The 16,679-nt window shown below is 73.5% G+C and carries 14 protein-coding genes; 11 read left to right on the top strand and 3 right to left on the bottom strand.

Annotation, left to right across the window (positions count from 1 at the left end; all coding sequences use genetic code 11):
* Positions 1-78 precede the first annotated feature (78 nt).
* Positions 79-2,217 carry a primosomal protein N' gene (locus ACZ4EF_RS06445; protein WP_391046663.1) on the top strand — a complete coding sequence of 713 codons (2,139 nt, stop codon included), beginning with the start codon at positions 79-81 and terminating at the stop codon, positions 2,215-2,217.
* A gap of 465 nt (positions 2,218-2,682) precedes the next feature.
* Here the strand turns inward: ACZ4EF_RS06445 and ACZ4EF_RS06440 are convergent, their stop codons facing one another.
* On the bottom strand, positions 2,683-3,237 hold the full coding sequence (locus tag ACZ4EF_RS06440; RefSeq protein ID WP_355348803.1) for a hypothetical protein: 555 nt from the start codon (positions 3,235-3,237) through the stop codon (positions 2,683-2,685).
* Positions 3,238-3,517: 280 nt separating this feature from the next.
* Between ACZ4EF_RS06440 and def the strand changes: the two genes are divergently transcribed.
* The 5 genes from def (at position 3,518) to ACZ4EF_RS06415 (ending at position 8,371) form a co-directional block, all read left to right on the top strand.
* A complete protein-coding gene (gene def, locus ACZ4EF_RS06435; protein WP_355348806.1) occupies positions 3,518-4,090 on the top strand; it encodes a peptide deformylase in 573 nt (190 codons plus the stop codon).
* Positions 4,091-4,182: 92 nt separating this feature from the next.
* Entirely contained in the window at positions 4,183-5,115 is a 933-nt protein-coding gene (fmt, locus tag ACZ4EF_RS06430; protein ID WP_391160780.1) for a methionyl-tRNA formyltransferase, read from the top strand.
* 107 nt (positions 5,116-5,222) lie between these two features.
* The gene (locus ACZ4EF_RS06425; RefSeq protein WP_467503098.1) at positions 5,223-6,668 is read left to right on the top strand and encodes an RsmB/NOP family class I SAM-dependent RNA methyltransferase; all 1,446 of its coding nucleotides are present in this window, start codon (positions 5,223-5,225) and stop codon (positions 6,666-6,668) included.
* Positions 6,669-6,809: 141 nt separating this feature from the next.
* Complete coding sequence (locus tag ACZ4EF_RS06420) at positions 6,810-7,226, top strand: YciI family protein (protein ID WP_391046673.1); 417 nt, start codon at positions 6,810-6,812, stop codon at positions 7,224-7,226.
* Positions 7,226-8,371 (top strand): RNA polymerase sigma factor, encoded by a 1,146-nt coding sequence (locus tag ACZ4EF_RS06415; protein WP_401721533.1) that lies wholly within the window; start codon positions 7,226-7,228, stop codon positions 8,369-8,371. The genes ACZ4EF_RS06420 and ACZ4EF_RS06415 overlap by 1 nt, the downstream gene beginning before the upstream one ends.
* Before the next feature lie 26 nt (positions 8,372-8,397).
* Here the strand turns inward: ACZ4EF_RS06415 and ACZ4EF_RS06410 are convergent, their stop codons facing one another.
* Positions 8,398-10,548, bottom strand: coding sequence for an MMPL family transporter (locus tag ACZ4EF_RS06410; RefSeq protein ID WP_391046679.1), 2,151 nt, complete (start codon positions 10,546-10,548; stop codon positions 8,398-8,400).
* 182 nt (positions 10,549-10,730) lie between these two features.
* Here ACZ4EF_RS06410 and rpe point away from each other — a divergent pair, with 182 nt between their 5' ends.
* From rpe to ACZ4EF_RS06390, 4 genes are all read left to right on the top strand, one after another.
* Positions 10,731-11,405, top strand: coding sequence for a ribulose-phosphate 3-epimerase (rpe, locus tag ACZ4EF_RS06405; RefSeq protein ID WP_355348824.1), 675 nt, complete (start codon positions 10,731-10,733; stop codon positions 11,403-11,405).
* A gap of 138 nt (positions 11,406-11,543) precedes the next feature.
* Positions 11,544-12,557, top strand: coding sequence for a sugar-binding transcriptional regulator (locus tag ACZ4EF_RS06400; protein ID WP_355348827.1), 1,014 nt, complete (start codon positions 11,544-11,546; stop codon positions 12,555-12,557).
* Between the two features lie 351 nt (positions 12,558-12,908).
* On the top strand, positions 12,909-13,352 hold the full coding sequence (locus ACZ4EF_RS06395; protein WP_355348830.1) for a guanyl-specific ribonuclease: 444 nt from the start codon (positions 12,909-12,911) through the stop codon (positions 13,350-13,352).
* On the top strand, positions 13,349-13,711 hold the full coding sequence (locus tag ACZ4EF_RS06390; RefSeq protein WP_355348833.1) for a barstar family protein: 363 nt from the start codon (positions 13,349-13,351) through the stop codon (positions 13,709-13,711). Before ACZ4EF_RS06395 ends, ACZ4EF_RS06390 begins: the two co-directional genes overlap by 4 nt.
* A gap of 125 nt (positions 13,712-13,836) precedes the next feature.
* On the opposite strand, the gene ACZ4EF_RS06385 is transcribed toward ACZ4EF_RS06390, so the two are convergent.
* Entirely contained in the window at positions 13,837-15,045 is a 1,209-nt protein-coding gene (locus ACZ4EF_RS06385; RefSeq protein WP_402712498.1) for a lytic polysaccharide monooxygenase, read from the bottom strand.
* Between the two features lie 278 nt (positions 15,046-15,323).
* On the opposite strand from ACZ4EF_RS06385, the gene ACZ4EF_RS06380 reads away from it, so the two are divergent.
* Positions 15,324-16,556: a cellulose-binding domain-containing protein gene (locus tag ACZ4EF_RS06380; protein ID WP_467503094.1), complete on the top strand. Its 1,233-nt coding sequence runs from the start codon at positions 15,324-15,326 to the stop codon at positions 16,554-16,556.
* Positions 16,557-16,679 lie beyond the last annotated feature (123 nt).

The raw sequence follows: 16,679 nt of genomic DNA, 5'->3' as shown, positions 1-16,679 counted from the left end.
ACGGCGCCCCCGCCCCGGTATGGGGGCGCCGTCTCGCGGCGGCGCGAGTGTGTCCGAGGGGTCTGTAAGAATCGCAAGGTGAGCAGCGAGAACGGTCAGGACGCCGAGCCCCCCGCAGGGGAGCAGCTCGCGCTCATTCGGGAGACCGTCAAGAAGGCGAAGGAGCCCAAGGCCAAGCCGCGGACATGGCGCGGGGCGGCCCTCGCCGAAGGGCTGCCGGTGGCACGGGTGCTGGTCGACAAGGGGCTGCTCCACCTGGACCAGTTCTTCGACTACGCGGTGCCGGCGGCCATGGACGAGGAGGCCAGACCCGGCGTACGGGTCAGGGTCCGCTTCGGGGCGCGCGTGGTGAAGGGCAGGAGAGAAGGCGGCTCGCTGCACGACGGCTTCATCGTCGAACGGCGGGCCGAGAGCGACTTCCGCGGCCCCCTCGCCCCGCTCGCGCAGGTGCTGTCGACCGAACAGGTGCTGACCCCGCCGCTGCTGAAGCTGTGCCGCCAGGTCGCGGACCGGTACGCCGGAGCGCTCGCCGACGTCGTCCAGCTCGCCGTACCGCCCAGGATGGCCCGCGCCGAGCGCGACCCGTCACCGGGACCGCTGCCGGACCCGGCGGCGCCGGAGCCGGGGAGCTGGCAGCGGTACGCGACGGGCCCCGCGTACCTCCAGGCGCTGGCCCGCGGCGACACGCCCCGCGCGGTCTGGCTCGCGCTGCCCGGACCGCACTGGCCGCGCGAACTGGCGGTGGCCGTCGCCACCACCCTCGCCTCTGGCCGCGGCGCCCTGGCCGTACTGCCCGACGGCCGGTCCGCCGCCCGGGTCGACGCGGCGCTGACCGAACTGCTCGGCGAGGGCCGCCACGTCCTGCTCACCGCCGACGCGGGCCCCGAGGAGCGGTACCGGCGGTGGCTGGCCGTCAGCCGCGGCGCGGTACGGGCCGTCGTCGGCACCCGCGCCGCGATGTTCGCGCCCGTCACCGACCTCGGCCTCGTCGCGCTCTGGGACGACGGCGACTCCAGCCACGCCGAGCCGCACGCCCCGCAGCCGCACGCCCGTGACGTCCTGCTGCTGCGCGCCGCCGAGGAACGGACCGCGTTCCTGCTCGGCGGCCTCACCAGCACCGTCGAGGCGGCCCAGCTCGTGGACAGCGGCTGGGCGCTGCCGCTGGCGGCCGGCCGGGACGAGGTACGGGCGGCGGCGCCGCTGATCCGCACGGTCGGCGACGGCGACCAGGCCAGGGACGAGGCCGCGCGCGCCGCCCGGCTGCCGTCGATCGCCTGGCAGGTCACGCGGGAGGCGCTGGCGCGCGGCCCGGTCCTCGTCCAGGTGCCGCGCCGCGGCTACGTACCCCGGCTCGCCTGCGACAACTGCCGCGAACCCGCCCGGTGCACCGCCTGCGCCGGGCCGCTCGAAGTCCGCGAGCAGGGCGGCACCCCGCACTGCGGCTGGTGCGGGCGGCCCGCCGCCGACTGGCACTGCCCCGAGTGCGGCGGCTTCCGGCTGCGCGCCCAGATCGTGGGCGCGCGGCGCACGGCCGAGGAACTGGGGCGCGCCTTCCCCAAAGTGCCGGTACGCACCTCGGGGCGCGACACCGTCCTCGCCTCGGTCGGCGCGGCCCCCGCGCTGGTCATCGCCACCCCCGGCGCCGAACCCGTCGCCGACACCGGCTACGCGGCGGCCCTGCTGCTCGACGGCTGGGCGCTGCTGAACCGGCCCGACCTGCGCGCCGGTGAGGAGGCGCTCCGGCGCTGGGCGCACGCCGCCGCCCTCGTACGGCCCGCGGGCGAGGGCGGCACCGTCGTCATCCTCGGCGAGCCGACCCTGCGGCCCGTCCAGGCCCTCGTCCGCTGGGACCCCGCCGGGCACGCCCTGCGCGAGCTGGCCGAACGCGCCGAGCTGCGCTTTCCGCCGGTCTCCCGGATGGCCTCGGTCGTCGGGCCCCCGGCCGCCGTGGTCGACCTCCTCGACACCTTGCGGCTCCCGCCGGGTACCGACCAGCTCGGGCCCGTGCCCCTGCCCGTCCCCACGTCCGGCCCCGGCCGCACCCGCCGCCACGGGGAGCCGCCGCCCGGCGAGCAGTGGGAACGGCTACTGCTCCGCGTGCCCCCCGGCACCGGCTCCGCCCTCGCCGCCGCCCTCAAAGAGGCCCAGATCGCTCGCGCCACCCGTGGCGCCTCCGACCCGGTCCACGTCCGCATGGACCCCCCCAACATCGGCTGACCGGCTCCGCCGGGGGTTCCCCACGTTCCCGGTGACCCGGTTGACCGCCCCGAACGGCCCCTGTCCCGCGACGGCTTTCCCGCGCCCCTGGCGGGGGCTGTGCCTGTCGTTTGCGCACGACGGCTCGTCGTGGCTTGTCGCGCAGTTCCCCGCGCCCCTCAAAAGACCGGCGCCACCGCCACGTGCACGACCACGTGCGCTCACCCCACGCGGCCGAGAGCCCCGCCAGGGGCGCGGGGAACTGCGCGACGAGCCACGACGGACCGTCGTGGGAAGCGGACCGCGTGTCCCAGGGCCCTGGGGGGGAGGGTGGGGAAGGCACGGCGAGCCGCGACGGGCCGTCGTGGGGGAAAAGGGGGCAACCCCCTCCCGGAAGCGCGCCGCAGGCGCGCGGTGCCCGACCTGTCGGCGTGGCGGGCGGCGGCGGGACTACGGCGCGGAGGAGGGAGGGGGGAGGGGACGGCGTCAGCCGTTGCGCGGCCCAGGGAAGGACGTGACGGCGTCCTCACGGTCGTCGCGTGGCTCACGCGCTTCCAGTGCCCCCAGCGGAAGCGGGCCCGGCGGAAGCGCCCCCGGCATGGAACGGGCGGCGGGGACGGAGGCGAGGGGCGCGGGGCTGCCGGTCACCACCCCGTGCCCGGAGGCGGCCTGCTCGTCGGGTCCGGGAGGCGCGCTGCGGCGCCCGCCGTACCGGCGGTGCACCGCCTGTTTGGTCACGCCGAGCGCGGAGCCGACGGCGTCCCAGGAGAACCCCAGGGAGCGGTCGAACTCCACGGCCGCGGTGACCAGGGTCTCCACGCTGTCGCGCAGCTCCTGAGCGAGCCGGACGGTCGGGGCGGGCGCGCGGCCGTACACGACGAATCCGGCGGTGGGGCCGCTGCGGCGCGGCCGGTAGACGTTGCCCAACTGGGCGGTCAGGGTCCGCAGCGCGTCCACTTGGCGGCGGACCCTTTCGATGTCCCGCACCAGCAGGTGCAGGCTGGCCCGTGCCTGGGCGTCAGGGGTTGCGTGGTCGGGCATCAACAAGCCTCTCCAACCGGCGGTTACTTAAGGAATGGGCCGTGTGCATTGACCCGAATTCGGGCAAACTCTCTTGACCAACGCGCCAGCCGCCCATGGAGTCACGCAGCAAGGGGCGCAGCCGACCCCTCGGGGGGCGCGCGGCCGGGCGCGCACCCCCGCCACGGCGGGCCGAACGCGCCTCTAGAATTGACCCCTGCCCCGTCCCCGGGGCGGTCAGGACGGCCGGCACCCGGCGTCCGGAGCCGCCGCCGTACGCCCGTTCCAGGAGACCGCCGCCGTGTCCGTCAAGCCCATCCGCCTCTTCGGTGACCCGGTGCTGCGCATGACGGCGCAGCCGGTCACGACCTTCGACAAGGAACTGCGCACGCTCGTGCAGGACTTGACCGACACCATGCGGGACGCGCCGGGCGCGGGCCTGGCCGCGCCGCAACTGGGCGTCTCCCTGCGGGTGTTCACCTACTTCGTCGAGGGCGAGCTGGGCCACCTGATCAACCCGGAGCTGACGCTCAGCGAGGACGAGCAGGACGGCCCCGAGGGCTGCCTGTCGCTGCCTGGCCTGACGTACGACTGCAAGCGCGCGTACGGCGTCGTCGCCAAGGGCCGCAACATGTACGGCGACCCGGTCACGATCGAGGGCACGCAGCGGCTCGCCCGCTGCATCCAGCACGAGACGGACCACCTGGACGGGGTCATCTTCATCGACCGGCTCGACACCGAGCAGCGCAAGGCCGCGCTCAAGGCGATCCGCGAGGCGACCGAGGGCCCGGACGGCATCTGGCGGGTGCCGGGCGAGAACGGCGTGCCGCAGGTGAAGATCTCGCCGCACGACACCTTCGGGCGCGGGCAGTGACGCCCCCCTGACGGCGGCGAGCCGTCACGCCGTCGCGCCGTCAGGCCGAAAAGCCCGCCCGTGAACCACCATCGAGAGGCACACCCCGCACGATGAGGCTCGTCTTCGCCGGCACCCCCGAGGTCGCCGTACCCGCACTGGACGCACTGCTGGCCTCCGACCGGCACGAGGTCGTCGCCGTCGTGACCCGGCCCGACGCGACGGCCGGGCGCGGCCGCAAGCTGCTGGCCAGCCCCGTCGCCGAGCGGGCCGCCGAGGCCGGCGTCGAAATCCTCAAGCCCGCGCGCCCCCGCGACGAGGACTTCCTCGCCCGGCTGCGGGAGATCGCCCCCGACGCCTGCCCGGTCGTCGCCTACGGCGCGCTGCTGCCCAAGGCCGCGCTCGACATCCCCGCGCACGGCTGGATCAATCTGCACTTCTCGCTGCTGCCCGCCTGGCGCGGCGCCGCGCCCGTGCAGCACGCGGTCATGGCAGGTGACGAGGTCACCGGCGCGTCCACCTTCCTCATCGAGCAGGGGCTCGACTCCGGGCCCGTCTACGGCGTCCTCACCGAGGAGATCGGCCCGACCGACACCAGCGGCGACCTGCTCACCCGGCTCGGCCGCAGCGGCGCCGGGCTGCTCGTCGCCACCATGGACGGCATCGAGGACGGCCGCCTCGTCGCCCGGCCCCAGCCCGCCGACGGGGTCACCCTCGCGCCCAAGATCACCGTCGAGGACGCCGCCGTCGACTGGACGGCGCCCGCGCTCCGCGTCGACCGCCTCATCCGGGGGTGCACCCCCGCGCCCGGCGCCTGGACCCTGACCTCCGGCGAACGCCTCAAGCTCGGGCCCGTCCGTCCCCAGCCCGACCGCGTCGACCTCGCCCCCGGCGAGCTGGGCGTCGCCAAGAACGCCGTGTACGTCGGGACGGGGAGCCACGCCGTTCTCCTCGGGGAGGTGCAGCCGCAGGGCAAGAAGCGGATGGCCGCCGCCGACTGGGCCCGGGGCGCCCGCATCCCGTCCGGCTCCCGCCTCGGGGCCTAGGGCGGACGCGCACTAGGGCCTGTCCGCAGGGCAGAAGTACGCCCCGCGCCGCAGGCGCTTAGGGTGGACGGCGACCGACCTTCGTAAAAATCGGAGCACTTTCACACGTGAACGAGCAGCCGCGCCGCCGCCCGCAGGGCAAGCCGTACCGCCGACCCCAGCGTGACCCCGTCAGAATCCTGGCGTTCGAGGCGCTGCGGGCGGTGGGGGAGCGGGACGCGTACGCGAATCTGGTGCTGCCCGGCCTGCTGAAGGCGTCGGAGGCGGAGGCGGTGAAGAAGGGCCGGGAGTTCGACCGGCGGGACGCGGCGCTGGCGACGGAGCTGGTGTACGGGACGCTGCGGCGGCAGGGCACGTACGACGCGGTGATCGCGGCCTGCGTGGACCGGCCCTTGCGCGAAGTGGACCCGCCGGTGCTCGACGTGCTGGCGCTGGGCACCCACCAGCTGCTCGGGACCCGTATCCCGACGCACGCGGCGGTGTCGGCGAGCGTCGAGCTGGCCCGGGTGGTGCTCGGCGACGGCCGGGCGAAGTTCGTGAACGCGGTGCTGCGGAAGGTCTCCGCGCACGACCTTGACGAGTGGCTCGAACTGGTCGCGCCGCCGTACGACGAGGACCCCGAGGACCACCTGGCCGTCGTGCACTCGCATCCGCGCTGGGTCGTCTCGGCGCTGTGGGACGCGCTCGGCGGCGGCCGGGCCGGGATCGAGGACCTGCTGGCGGCGGACAACGAGCGGCCCGAGGTGACGCTGGTCGCGCGCCCCGGCCGGTCGACCGCGCGCGAGCTGATGGAGTCGCTGCCGCCGGACACGACGGAGCCCGGCCGCTGGTCGCCGTACGCGGTACGGCTGGCCGAGGGCGGTGACCCGGCGGCCGTGGACGCGGTCCGCGAGGGCCGGGCCGGCGTGCAGGACGAGGGCAGCCAACTCGTCGCCGCCGCGCTGGCCGCCGTCCCGCTCGACGGCCGGGACGCCCGCTGGCTCGACGCCTGCGCGGGCCCCGGCGGCAAGGCCGCGCTCCTCGCGGCCCTCGCGGCCCAGCGCGGCGCGGAACTCGTCGCCGCCGAGAAGCAGCCCCACCGCGCCCGCCTCGTGGCCCGCTCCCTGGCGGGCAACCCCGGCCCGTACCAGGTCGTGGTCGCCGACGGCACCCGCCCCGCCTGGGCCGAGGGCTCCTTCGACCGCGTCCTGGTCGACGTGCCCTGCACCGGCCTCGGCGCGCTCCGCCGCCGGCCCGAGGCCCGCTGGCGACGGCGCGCCGAGGACGTACCCACCTTCGGCCCCCTCCAGCGCGGCCTGCTCACCGAGGCCCTGCACGCCGTGCGCGTCGGCGGCGTCGTCGGCTACGCGACCTGCTCCCCGCACCTGGCGGAGACCCGCGCCGTCGTGGACGACATCCTCCGCGACGACCGCGCCCCAGCCGCCGAGCGCATCGACGTACGCCCGCTGCTGCCCGGTGTCCCCGCCCTCGGCGACGGCCCCGACATCCAGCTCTGGCCGCACCTGCACGGCACGGACGCGATGTACCTCGCCCTCCTGCGCCGTACGGCCTGACCGCCCGCCGAGAGCCGGTCGCCCGCGTTCAGCCGCGCGGGCGAAAAACATCCGGCGGCGATGTCGAGAAACCGCGCACGGCTCCGTCCCCGAGGTGAAGCGCGACCACAATGGGCCGCATCCGCACCGAGGAGAAGCACCATGGCGAAGTATCTGCTGCTCAAGCACTACCGGGGCGCCCCGGCGTCGGTGAACGACGTACCCATGGCGCAGTGGACGCCCGAGGAGATCTCGGCGCACGTGACGTACATGAACGACTTCGCGACCCGCCTCGAGGAGACCGGCGAGTACGTCGACAGCCAGGCGCTCGCCCCCGAGGGGACCTTCGTGCGGTACGACGGGGAGGGGCGTCCGCCGGTCACCGACGGGCCGTTCGCCGAGACCAAGGACGTCATCGCCGGGTGGATGGTGATCGACGTCGACAGCTACGAGCGGGCCCTCGAACTGGCAGGGGAGCTGTCGGCCGCGCCCGGCGCCGGGGGGAAGCCGATCCACGAGTGGCTGGAGCTGCGTCCGTTCCTCGGCGCCCACCCCACCGTCACGGGGTGCCCCCACTGATGGACGAGGCTCTGATCAGGAGTCTCACCCCGGCAGTGCTCGCGATCCTCGTCCGGCGCGGAGCCGACTTCGCGGCGGCCGAGGACGCGGTGCAGGACGCACTGGTCGAAGCGGTACGCGTCTGGCCCGACGATCCGCCGCGTGACCCGAAGGGCTGGCTGGTGACGGTGGCCTGGCGGCGGTTCCTCGACGCGACGCGGGCGGACACGGCCCGGCGCAGGCGTGAGGACCGGGTGGACGAGGAACCGGCGAGCGGGCCCGCCTCCGGCGCGGACGACACCCTCCAGCTCTACTTCCTGTGCGCGCACCCGTCGCTGACCGCGTCGTCGGCGGTCGCGCTCACCCTGCGGGCCGTCGGCGGCCTGACCACCCGGCAGATCGCCCAGGCGTATCTGGTGCCCGAGGCGACGATGGCGCAGCGCGTCAGCCGGGCCAAACGCACCGTCTCCGGCGTGCGGTTCGACCGGCCGGGCGACGTCGCCACGGTGCTGCGGGTGCTGTACCTGGTCTTCAACGAGGGCTATTCCGGCGATGTCGACCTGTCCGCCGAGGCCGTCCGGCTCACCCGGCAGCTCGCGTCCGTGATCGACCACCCCGAGGTGGCGGGGCTGCTCGCCCTCATGCTGCTGCACCACGCCCGCCGGGCCGCCAGGACCGCGCCCGACGGCAGCCTCGTACCGCTCGCCGAGCAGGACCGCGGCCGGTGGGACACCGGGGCGATCGCCGAGGGCGTCGAGATCCTTCAGGCGGCGCTGGCCCGCGACCGGCTGGGCGAGTTCCAGGCCCAGGCCGCCATCGCGGCGCTCCACGCGGACGCTCCGACGGCCGAGGAGACCGACTGGGCGCAGATCGTCGAGTGGTACGACGAACTGGCGGCCCTGACCGACAGCCCGGTCGTCCGCCTCAACCGGGCGGTGGCGGTCGGCGAGGCGGACGGCCCCCGCGCCGGTCTCGCGGCGCTCGCCGCCCTCGACGACACGCTGCCCCGGTACACGGCGGTGGCCGCGTATCTCCACGAGCGCGACGGCGATCTGGCGACGGCGGCCCGGCTCTACGCGCAGGCGGCCCCGAAGGCGCCGAACCTCGCCGAGCGCGACCACCTGACCCGGCAGGCGGCCCGGCTCAACACCCGCCGCGAGCGCTGACGCGCCCGTGATCCGCCGGACACGCCCTAACGGCTGTCCGCTGGCTGCTCCCGGTCCTCCTCGCGCGCCTGCGCCGGGGCGGCTCGGGGCGAGTCGAGCCTGCTCGGCCACCACACCCGGTGGCCCAGGTCGAGGGTGATCGCGGAGACCAGCACCGAGCGGACGACGAAGGTGTCGAGCAGGACGCCGAAGGCGACCGCGAAGCCGATCTCGGCGAAGCCGACCACCGGGAGCGTGCCGAGCACCGCGAAGGTGCCCGCGAGGACGAGTCCGGCCGAGGTGATCACCCCGCCGGTGGCGGCGAGACCGGTACGGACGCCGTCGCGGGTGCCGCGCCGGACGGTCTCCTCCCGGATGCGGGTCATGAGGAAGATGTTGTAGTCGATGCCCAGCGCCACCAGGAACACGAAGACGAACAGCGGGAACGCCGTGTCCTCGCCCGCGTATCCGAACACGTGCCGGAAGACCAGCGAGCTGACGCCGAGGGCGGCGCCGAAGGACAGCACCACCGTGGCCATCAGCACCAGCGGCGCCACCAGGGCCCGCAGCAGCAGCGCCAGGATCAGCAGGACGACCAGCAGGATCAGCGGGATCAGCAGCTTGTTGTCGCGGCTCGCCGCCTGATTCGTGTCCTTCTGCACCGCCGTCCCGCCGCCGACCAGGGCGTCCGCGCCGGGGACGCGGTGCAGGGTGTCGCGGGCCAGCCGTACGGTCCGCTGGGCGGCCCCGCTGTCCGCGCGGTCGGCGAGAGTGGCCTCCAGGTAGACCCGGCCGTCCCTCCGCGCGGCCACGCCCGGCGGGGTGCCGACCGAGCCGGGCACGACGCCCTTCACCGAGGCCAGCGCCGTACGCACCTCGTCGGCGGCGCCCGCCCGCGCGATCACCACCAGCGGCTGGCCGCCACCGGCCGGGAAGTAGCGGGACTGCACCTTCTGGCCGACCACGGAGTCCGGGGTGTCGGTGAAGCTGTCCGCGCTGGACAGGCCGGTCGCCTTCAGCGAGAAGAGTCCCAGGCCGAGCGCGCCGAGCACGACCACCGTCGTGATCCACACCGACCGCGGCCGGTGGCCGACCGCCGTGCCGATCCGCGACCACACACCGGCCTCGGTCGGCTCCGCGCTGCCCACGTGCGGGATCGCGGGCCAGAACACCCAGCGGCCGAAGATCACCAGCAGGGCGGGGAAGAGCGTGAGCATCGCCAGCAGGGCCACCGCGACACCGATCGCGGCGACGGGGCCGAGCCCGGAGGTCGAGTTCATGTCGGCGGCCAGCAGGCACAGCATGCTCAGCGCCACCGTGGCCGCGCTCGCGATGATCGCGGGGCCCGCCCGGTGCAGGGCGAGCGCCATCGCCTCGTGCCGGTCCTCGTGATCGCGCAGCTCTTCGCGGTAGCGGGCGACGAGCAGCAGCGCGTAGTCCGTCCCCGCGCCGAACACCAGGACGGTGAGGATGCCCGCGCTCTGGGCGTTGACCACCAGACCGGCGTGCTCGGCGAGGAGGTAGATCACCGCCTCCGACGTGAACAGCGCGCCGATCACGGACAGCACCGGCACGAAGAGCAGGCTCAGGCTGCGGTAGGTGATCAGCAGGATCACGACGACGACGGCGAGGGCCGCGTACAGCAGGGTGCCCTCGATCCCGGCGAAGGCGTCGGCGGAGTCCGCGGAGAAGCCGCCGGGGCCCGTGATGTGCGTCCTGAGCCCGTCGTCGCCCTGCCCGACGGTGGACCTGAGCTGCTCGACCGCGTCCGCGATGGTGCTCCAGCCGCTCGGGTCGATGGTGATCGGCACGATGAGCAGCGCGGCGCGCGGCGCGGTCCGCCGGTCGAGCTGCGGTCCGACCGTACGGCTGCCGACGATGCCGTGCGCGGTCAGCGACTTGACCGAGGCGGCGTCCGCGCCGACCTTCGCCACATCCGCGTCGGTCAGGCCGCCGGGCCGGGAGTACACGACGACCGCGGGCGCGCTCTCCGGCACGAACTGCTTCTGGAGCTCCAGCACTCGGGTGGACTCCGCCTTGCTCGGCAGCCAGCTCGCCGAGTCGTTCTTCTGCGCGTCGGTGAGTTTCTGGGCCAGCGGCGAGACCACCACCAGCACGACGATCCACAGGCCGAGCACGACCCACTTGCTCCGCCGCCCGCAGACGACGTGCGCTATCCGTCCCGCTCCGCCCGCCATGAGTGCCCCCCGGGCCCGCTCGTGGTGTCGTCCCCCCGCCGTCCGACGCGACGCCCTGGGAGCGCCGGACCGTGCCGGAGAGTGATCGGCACCAGCATGGCACTGGCGTTCGTGCCGTGTCCGAGGGTTGGCGGGACCGGTGGGTGGGAACACACGTCCTCCGGATCTGGTTTGCTGGACCCATGAGCGTGCAGATCAACCCCAGCATTCTTTCCGCCGACTTCGCGCGGCTCGCCGAGGAGGCGAAGGCGGTCGAGGGCGCCGACTGGCTCCATGTCGACGTGATGGACAGCCACTTCGTGCCGAACCTCACGCTGGGGGTGCCGGTCGTGGAGTCCCTGAGCAGGGCGACGGAGACGCCGCTCGACTGCCACCTGATGATCGAGGACCCGGACCGCTGGGCGCCCGCGTACGTGGAGGCCGGCGCGGGCTCGGTGACCTTCCACGTGGAGGCGGCGGCGGCCCCGGTCCGGCTCGCCAGGGAGATCCGGGCGAAGGGCGCGCGGGCGTCGATGGCGCTCAAGCCCGCCACCCCGGTCGAGCCCTACGAGGACCTGCTGCCGGAACTCGACATGCTGCTGATCATGACGGTCGAGCCGGGCTTCGGCGGCCAGGCGTTCCTCGACATCATGCTGCCGAAGATCCGCCGCACCAGGGCGCTGATCGACCGCTACGGCCTCGACATGTGGCTCCAGGTCGACGGCGGCGTCTCGGCCGAGACCATCGAGCGGTGCGCCGAGGCGGGCGCCGACGTCTTCGTCGCGGGCTCCGCGGTGTACGGCACGGACGACCCCGCCGCCGCGGTCCGCGCGCTGCGCGAGCAGGCCGCCGCGAAGGCCGCGGAAGTGCCCCGGTGACGGGGGCGCCTACCGGGGGTTACCACGGGCGGAAGCGTCTTCGCTACGCGCCCGTAACACGGCACGATCTGCGAGGATGAGCGCGGAGCGGATCACATGGGGCAACGCGGATCAGATAGGCGACTGGGGAGAACCGACGTGAGCACAGGCCGCACACAGGTGCGCATGGGCCCCGGCGAGATGGTCCAGGCGGCGGCGATGGCACGTCGCTTCTACCTGGAGGGCAAGTCCAAAATCCAGATCGCCGAGGAGTTCGGGGTCAGCCGCTTCAAGGTGGCCAGGGTCCTGGAGACCGCCCTCGAACGCGACCTGGTGAGAATCGAGATCCGCGTCCCCGCCGAGCTGGACGCCGAGCGCTCCGACGCCCTGCGCGCCCACTACGGCCTGCGGCACGCCGTCGTCGTCGAGACCCCGCCCGACCAGGCGGACGCGCCCGACCCGGAGAATCTGGGCGCCGTCGCCGCCGACCTGCTCGGCGAGCTGGTGGACGACGGCGACGTGCTCGGCCTGGCCTGGGGCCGCTCCATCATCACCATGGCCAACGCGCTGGACCGGCTCGCGCCCTGCACCGTCGTCCAGCTCACCGGCGTCTACGACGTCGGCACCACCGAGCGCGGCTCCGTCGAGGCGGTACGCACCGCCGCCGCCGTCTCCGGCGGCGAGGCGCACCCGCTCTACGCGCCGATGGTGCTCGCCGACCCCGCCACCGCCAGCGCCCTGCGCGCCCAGAGCGGCATCGCCGCCGCCATGGGCTACTTCGACAAGGTCACCGTCGCCGTGGTCTCCGTCGGCTCCTGGGAAGCGGGCATCTCCACCGTCCACGACGCCCTCACCGACGAGGAGCGCGAGCACTACGCGGGCCTCGGCGTCGCCGCCGAGATGTCCTCCCACCTCTTCGACGCCCAGGGCCGCAGGGTCGGCCGCGACCTCGGCGAGCGCTGCATCACCATCGACGCCGACCGGCTCCGCCGGATCCCCGAAGTGCTCGCCATCGCGGGCGGTCGCCGCAAAGCCGCCGCCATCGACGCGGTGCTCCGCTCCGGCCTCGTCACCAGCCTGGTCACCGACACCGCCGCCGCCGACCACCTCCTGCACTCCACCGCCCCCGCCCCCCGCCCCGCCCTCGACCGCGCCGACCCCGACGGCCCCTGATCCCTCAGACTTCGACCGCACGGGACGGCCACCAGCCCGCCGAACGACCGGAGGGGACGGGCCGGGGTGCCCCCGCAGGAATGCGTTGACAGCCGGGTGCCGAATTCCGTGTGACCAGGTGTGACGCATTCCGAGGAGGTGCCCCGGCCCGGCACCGACCCACGGACAGCCGGCGCGGGCCGGCCAGGCACCGACCCACGGACAGCCGGCGCGGGCCGGCCAGGCACCGACCCACGGACAGCCGGCACGGCCAACCGGCACCGACCCACGGCCACCCGCGAGGCCCCCGGCTTGACCCGTGCGGAGTGCCGTTCCGCGCTGGAAGTGATCAAGTGTGGCAGCATCGGCGGCATGCTGCTGCGGTCCGTTCCACGCGCGGTCGCCCCCGTGCTCGCCACCTGCCTGCTCGCTCTGTTCGGGGTCCTCCTCGGCGGCTGCGCGACCCCCACCGTCGTCCCGGCCGCCCACAGCTCCGGGCGGGCCGCCCACGCCTCGTCCACCCCCGCCTGGGCCGACGGCCACCACGTCGTGCACCCCGCCGACCTGCCCCCCGAGGCCCGCACCACGCTGGCGCTGATCGACCGCGGCGGACCGTACCCGTACAGCAGGGACGGCATCGTCTTCGGCAACTACGAGAAGGAACTGCCCGCCCGGACGCGCGGCTACTACCACGAGTACACGGTGCCGACCCCGGACGCCCCGGACCGCGGCGCGCGGCGGATCGTGACCGGCCGCAACGGCGAGATCTTCTACACCTCCGACCACTACCAGAGCTTCGAGGCGGTGCTGCGATGACGGCCACCACACCGCCGGGCGACACCCTCGTACTGGATCTGACCGGGGTCGTCGACCGCCAGTCGTTCATGGACCGCTGCACCGAGCGGCTGCACCTGCCGGACTGGTTCGGCCGCAACTGGGACGCGCTCGCGGACTGCCTCACCGACCTGTCGTGGTGGCCGGTCGGCTCCGACGGGCGGCGGCTGCGGATCGAGGGCTGGCAGGAGTACGCGGCGGCCAAGCCGCGCGAGTGGCGGATCGTGAAGGACATCCTGCGCGACGCGGAGACCTTCTGGCGCGACACCGACACCGAGCTGACCGTGGCCTTGGAGGAAGACACGAACGGGGACGCCGAAGAGAGGGACGCTCGTCCGTAGGCGCACGACGCGTTCGCACGCGAATATGAAGTACGTGAACCGGTCGGCGTCCGGGGACGGCCGCCCCGCGCCTGTCGCCCCGCACGGCAGGAGGCCGTACGGGGCGCGTCGGCCGCGTCAGCGCGCTAGGAGAACGTGCAAGTGATCGAGCCGATGGGCGTGTTGTTGCCGGTCGAGTTGGCCGTGAATCCGAACGTCGTGGAAGCGCCGTCCGGTGGGATCGTGCCGTTGTAGGCGGCGTTGGTGACGCTGATGCTGCCACCGCTGACTGACTGGACTCCGTTCCACAGACTGGTGATCTGCGTGCCGGTGCCGAGCGTCCAGTTCACCTTCCAGTGACTCGACGGCGAGGCGCCGTGGTTCATCACGGTGACCTGCCCCTGGAACCCACCGCTCCAGGAGTTGGAGACCGCGTACATCGCCATGCAGGAGCCGGGGTCGGTCCCGCCTGTGCTGCCGCCGGTCGTGGTGCCGCTTGTGGTGCCGGTGGTCGTGCCGGTCGTAGTGCCAGTGGTCGTGCCGGTCGTCGTGCCGCTCGTGGTGCCAGTAGTCGTGCCGCTTGTGGTGCCGGTCGTCGTGCCAGTGGTCGTGCCGCTCGTGGTCGAACCGCCGTTGTGGATGCCACTGACCTCGCCGTGACCGCCGTCGAACGCGATGTCGGAGCAGGAGAAGAAGTTCTCATTGCTGTCCGAGCGGACCCACTGGATGAAGACCATCGCGTCACCCGTACGGTTCGAGGGCAGCGTCAGGTCCCAGTAGTAGTGGCCGCCGTCGGTTCCCGGCGACCCCACCGCGGGCGGGTTGGTGGTGCTTCCGATCGACTCCAGGTCGGCCCAGGCCAGCGGAGTGGTCGGGGACCAGCCCTGCTTGGTCACATAGACACGGAAGGTGCCCGGGTGCGCGGCCCAGTTGCTGTACTGCAACTGGATCGTGGAGCCCGACGTGAGGTGCGTCCTCGGCCAGTCGGCGCGGGCCGCGTTGTAGGCCGAGAAGTCGTACGGTGACTTGTTGCCGGCGCTGCACAGCGTTCCGTCCGGGACGTAACCCTCGCCGCGACCGCCCGCGTTGGAGTCGAGCACCGCGAACCAGTTGTACAGCGACGTCGTTCCGCTCTGGGCGACCGCCGCGGCGCAGGCCGGGTTGGTCGGCGTAAGGGCGCCGGTGGGGGTCAGGGCGTCCTCGTAGCAGAGGTAGGTGCGCGAGCCCGGCATCATCGCCACGCCGTGCGCCTGCGCGGAGCCCTGGCTGAGCAGGACCGCGCCGAACGCCGAGAGCAAAAGAGCGAAGACACCGAATAACGACAGTTGCCAGCTTCTTTTTCGCTTCAAGATCATGACCTTTCCGGGAGCTTTCCCGGGGCCGCGGCGCACCGCGGCCGGGCCACCGGGACAGCGTGGGGGGAGGGAACGGGTCTGCGAGTGGGAGCGCTCCCATTTGTGAAGCTAACAGTGGATCAAGAATTCGTAAACACCTGCGGACGAGACCGGCCCGAGTCGCGCCGCGCTTGGGTCGGGCCGCATCCGTTGACAGTGTGCAGCCAGGGCGCTGTGATGGATGGGAGCGCTCCCATATGTTGTGCTCCCCCCACGCAAGCACCCCGAAAGAGGCACCTATGCCCGCTCGCACTCTCCGGTTACCACCCAGGTTGTGGACGGCGGTCGCCGCCGCCATAGCGCTGGCCGTCTCGCTCCTGATCTCGGTGCCCACCAGCGGATTCGGCGCGTCGGCGTCCGGATGCCGGGCCGAGTACACGCTCAACGAATGGCCCGGTGGCTACACCGCGCAGGTGCACGTCACCAACCTCGGCGCGGCGCTGAGCGGTTGGCGGCTGACGTGGACGTATGCCGGTGATCAGAGGATCACTTCGGCCTGGAACGCGACCGTCACCCAGAACGGGCACTCCGTCACCGCCGTCAACGCGTCCTACAACGGCGTCGTGGCAGCAGGAGGCACGGTCGACTTCGGCGTGCAGGGAACTGCTGGGTCCGCGGGCGCGCAACCGGCTGACTTCGCCCTCAACGACCTGCCCTGTGGAGGCGTCAGCACCACCCCGCCGACCACGCCCCCGACTACTCCGCCTACGACGCCCCCGACCACGCCCCCGACCACCCCGCCTACGACGCCCCCGACCACGCCGCCGCCCACTTCGCCCCCCGCAGGATGCGACTCCGCGACGATTTGCACGGGCTTTGAGGACCAGAGCGGTGCCGGTCCCGCCGGGGACTGGCGGTTCACCGCGCCCGACTGCCAGGGCACGGGGACGGCCGCCATCGACACGACAGTCGCGCACAGCGGCTCGAAGTCCCTGCGGGTGGACGGAAAGGCGGGCTACTGCAACCACGCCTTCGTCGCCTCCACCGCTGATCTGTCGTCGGTCGGCCCGGTGGTCTACATCCGTATGTGGGTGCGGCACACCACGGCGCTCCCGACCTCGCACGTCGCCTTCGTCTCCATGCCGGACTCCTCCCAGGGCGGCCGGGCGCTGCGGATCGGCGGCCAGAACGGCGCCCTGCAGTGGAACCGGGAGAGTGACGACGCCACCCTCCCGGCGCAGAGTCCGGCCGGGGTCTCGCTGAGCAGTCCACTGCCGACCCTCACCTGGCAGTGCCTGCGCTTCGCGGTCGACACCACGGCGCCGAAGCTCGACACCTGGCTCAATGACACGCAGATACCCGGATTGCACGCCGACGGCGTGCCGACCCAGGACATCGACCAGCAGTGGCTCTCGCGCACCACGCCGCCCAGGCCGACCGCCCTGCGACTCGGCTGGGAGAGCTACGCCACGGGCGACGACACCTTGTGGTTCGACGACGTGGCCGTCGGTTCCGCGCCGCTCGGCTGCTGACGAGAGCGTCGCGGAGATCCGTCGCGGGAAGGGTTCGGGCACCGAACCCGGACTGGCTTCCACCCGGGGGGGGAAAGAAGAAAGGGGGATCATGTTCACCGAGAAGGAAAAGCCGTCGCTCCT

This window comes from Streptomyces sp. NPDC025721, from assembly GCF_055558595.1.
This window is presented reverse-complemented; position numbering and strand designations above follow the sequence as displayed.